The sequence below is a fragment of the Mesorhizobium sp. M7A.F.Ca.CA.002.05.1.1 genome (genome assembly GCF_003998335.1).
In the GTDB taxonomy this organism is placed as follows: domain Bacteria; phylum Pseudomonadota; class Alphaproteobacteria; order Rhizobiales; family Rhizobiaceae; genus Mesorhizobium.
In genome coordinates, this window is sequence record NZ_RZQI01000636.1 from 1 (window position 1) to 3,514 (window position 3,514).

General features: G+C 61.2%; 4 protein-coding genes. All 4 read left to right on the forward strand.

Translation table 11 applies throughout. The annotated features are described in order from the left end of the window. The first annotated feature begins 87 nt into the window (after positions 1-87). The gene (gene ccoO, locus EN939_RS25555) at positions 88-819 is read left to right on the forward strand and encodes a cytochrome-c oxidase, cbb3-type subunit II (RefSeq protein WP_024502863.1); all 732 of its coding nucleotides are present in this window, start codon (positions 88-90) and stop codon (positions 817-819) included. Between the two features lie 11 nt (positions 820-830). Further along, entirely contained in the window at positions 831-980 is a 150-nt protein-coding gene (locus EN939_RS25560) for a cbb3-type cytochrome c oxidase subunit 3 (protein WP_024502864.1), read from the forward strand. Positions 981-982: 2 nt separating this feature from the next. Further along, positions 983-1,846 carry a cytochrome-c oxidase, cbb3-type subunit III gene (gene ccoP / locus EN939_RS25565; protein WP_024502865.1) on the forward strand — a complete coding sequence of 288 codons (864 nt, stop codon included), beginning with the start codon at positions 983-985 and terminating at the stop codon, positions 1,844-1,846. A gap of 166 nt (positions 1,847-2,012) precedes the next feature. Further along, on the forward strand, positions 2,013-3,514 hold a 1,502-nt coding region (gene ccoG / locus EN939_RS25570; RefSeq protein WP_127270569.1), incomplete at its 3' end, for a cytochrome c oxidase accessory protein CcoG.

The following is a 3,514-nucleotide window of genomic DNA, read 5'->3' on the forward strand; positions in this document are numbered from 1 at the left end:
CACCAGGACCATCCTCGGCCACCAGCGCGAGGAGGAGCCGATGCCGAGCCCCGTCGCCATCCGACCTGCGCGATCAGGAGCCAGGTAATGGGCTTGATGGACAAACACGCAATCATCGAGAAGAACGCCACGCTTCTTCTCGTTGGCTCGCTGCTCGTGGTGACGGTCGGCGGCATCGTCGAGATCGCGCCTCTCTTCTATCTCGACAATACGATCGAGAAGGTGGAAGGCATGCGCCCCTATTCGCCGCTCGAACTTGTCGGGCGCAACATCTATATGCGCGAGGGCTGCTACCTCTGTCATAGCCAGATGATCAGGCCGTTCCGCGACGAAGTTGAGCGCTATGGCCACTACAGCCTGGCTGCCGAGTCCATGTACGATCACCCCTTCCAGTGGGGATCGAAGCGTACCGGGCCGGATCTCGCCAGAGTTGGCGACCGCTACTCGAATGCATGGCATGTCGCGCATCTTACCGACCCGCGCTCGGTGGTGCCGGAATCGATCATGCCGAGCTATGGGTTCCTGAAAGACACGCCGATCGACGTGAAGGATTTCTCGACGCATCTGGTCGCCAACAGGCTTGTAGCCGTCCCTTACACGGATGACATGATCGCCCACGCCAATGCGGATCTGGGGGCGCAGGCCGATCCCAATGCCGACACATCAGGCCTTGAGGCGCGTTACCCAAAAGCCAAGATCGGCGACTTCGACGGCAACCCGCAACAGGTCACCGAAATGGATGCCCTGCTCGCCTACCTGCAGATGCTTGGCACACTGGTCGACTTCAAAAATTACGACGAAGCCGCCGGCTACCGCTGAGGAGAACGCTGATGACCTACAATTTGATGCGGGCGTTTGCCGACAGCTGGGGCCTGGTTGCGATGGCGCTGTTCTTCGTGGGGTGCATCGCCTTTGCCCTACGCCCCGGCAGCCGAAGGCTGGCCGACGAAGCGGCCCGCATTCCGCTCGAGGACGAGTGATCATGAGCGACGAGCATATCGATGAAATCTCTGGCGTCTCGACCACCGGCCACGAATGGGATGGTATCCGGGAGCTGAACAACCCGCTTCCCAGATGGTGGGTCATCACTTTTTACGTCACCATTGTCTGGGCGATAGGCTACACCATTGCCTATCCAGCATGGCCTCTGTTGCACTCGGCGACAACGGGTGTGCTCGGCTATTCCAGCCGCAACGAGGTCAGGAACGAGCTGACCGCGGCTGAGGCCGCCAAGGGCAAATATATCTCGGCGGTGGAGTCCAAGAGCGTCTCGGAAATCGCCGCGGACGACGGCCTGCGCGAATTCGCAATCGCCGCCGGTGGCGCCGCTTTCAAGGTCAATTGCGTACAATGTCACGGCTCCGGCGCCCAGGGTTCCAAGGGCTTTCCCAATCTCAACGACGACGACTGGCTATGGGGCGGCAAGGCCGAGCAGATCCAGCAGACGATTACGCACGGCATCCGCTTTGCGACTGATGCGGAAACGCGGCTGTCGGAAATGCCGGCCTTCGGCGACATCATTACCGCCGACCAGATCGCACAAGTCAGCGCCTACGTGGCCAGCCTTTCCGGCAAGGTCCGCGATGCAAGTCTGATCCAACCCGGCGCCAAGGTCTTTGCCGAGAATTGCGTGGCCTGTCACGGCGACAATGCAAAAGGCAACAGGGAATTCGGCGCCCCCGACCTGACCGATGCGATCTGGCTCTATGGATCCGGTGAGACAGCCATCGCCGCACAGGTCCGTGCGCCAAAACAGGGCGTCATGCCGGCCTGGGTTGGCCGTCTCGGCGAGATCAAGGTCAAGGAACTTGCAGTTTATGTCCATTCGCTTGGCGGCGGAGAATAGGAATGGAAGCCCTATTCTTCGGTCCCCCCTGCCAAGCGGACGAGGCCTGGCGTGAGCCGGGCCTCGACACCATCCCTAATGCGATCTGCACAACCCGGCAAGGCTATCCTACGGCGAGGCTTTACGACAGGTGCCCCTGACATCGGCTGGGAAAGTGGAGTTGCACATGCGTGACAAGACGCAGTTGACAGGGCTCGAAACAGAAACTGTCAATTCCGCCAAAACCCGCAAGCCGCTTTATGCCGCGCGTCAAAAGATCTTTCCGAAGCGCGCCTCGGGCAACTTTCGTCGCTTCAAATGGCTGGTGATGACGATCACACTTGGCATCTATTACCTGGCTGCGTGGCTGCCTTGGGCTCGCGGTCCATTTGCCCCGGACCAGGCAGTCCTGCTCGATCTCGCGAACCGGCGCTTCTACTTCTTCTTCATCGAGATATGGCCCCAGGAATTCTTCTATGTGGCCGGCCTCCTGGTCATGGCGGGCGTCGGTCTTTTCCTGATCACCTCGACTGTCGGCCGTGCCTGGTGCGGCTATGCATGCCCTCAGACGGTGTGGGTCGATCTGTTCCTCGTCGTCGAACGTGCGATCGAGGGGGACCGTAACGCCCGCATGAAGCTCGATGCAGGTCCCTGGACCGCGCGCAAGCTCATGCTGCGCGTGTTCAAGCACACCATCTGGCTCGTCATAGGCGCGGCGACTGGCGGCGCCTGGATCTTCTATTTTGCCGATGCGCCGACGCTGGTCGGCGAACTCTTCACCGGCACCGCGGCGCCCGTCGCCTACATCACCGTCGCCGTCCTGACGGCGACCACCTACACGTTCGGCGGGCTGATGCGAGAACAGGTCTGCACCTATATGTGCCCATGGCCGCGCATCCAGGCGGCCATGCTCGACGAAAGTTCGCTCACCGTCACCTACAATGACTGGCGCGGCGAACCGCGTTCTCGCCATGCGAAGAAGGTGCAAGCTGCAGGGCAGTCCGTCGGCGACTGCGTCGACTGCAATGCCTGCGTCGCGGTCTGCCCGATGGGGATCGACATTCGCGATGGCCAGCAGCTCGAATGCATCACCTGCGCGCTCTGCATCGACGCCTGTGACGGCGTCATGGACAAGCTCGGCAAGGAGCGCGGGCTGATCTCCTACGCGACGCTCTCCGACTACAACACCAATATGATGCTGGCAACCGCGGGCGGCTCCAGTTCAGTCAACCCGTCGCTGGTCAGGACCGCTGATGGCCTGTTCTCCGACAAGGTAGCGCATTTCCACATCCGCAAGATCTTTCGGCCGCGCACCTACGTCTACATGGGCTTGTGGTCGCTGATCGGCCTCGGCCTGCTCTATTCCCTGCTGACGCGCGACCGGCTCGAACTAAACGTGTTGCATGATCGCAATCCTCAGTTCGTCACGCTGTCCGACGGCTCCATCCGCAATGGCTATACCGTCAAGCTGCTCAACATGATCCCGGAGCCGCGGACGCTCGTCGTCACGATCCAAGGCCTGGATGGAGCTGACATGAGCGTGGTCGGCGAAGATATCCCGGCAGGCCGCTCATTCGCCATTCCGGTCGAACCCGACCGCCTGAAAATGCTGAAAGTCTTCGTGCGCCAGCCCGCGGGCCAGATCCGCGCGCCGGCGCAGACTTTCAAGTTCCGCGTCGAGGACAGAGC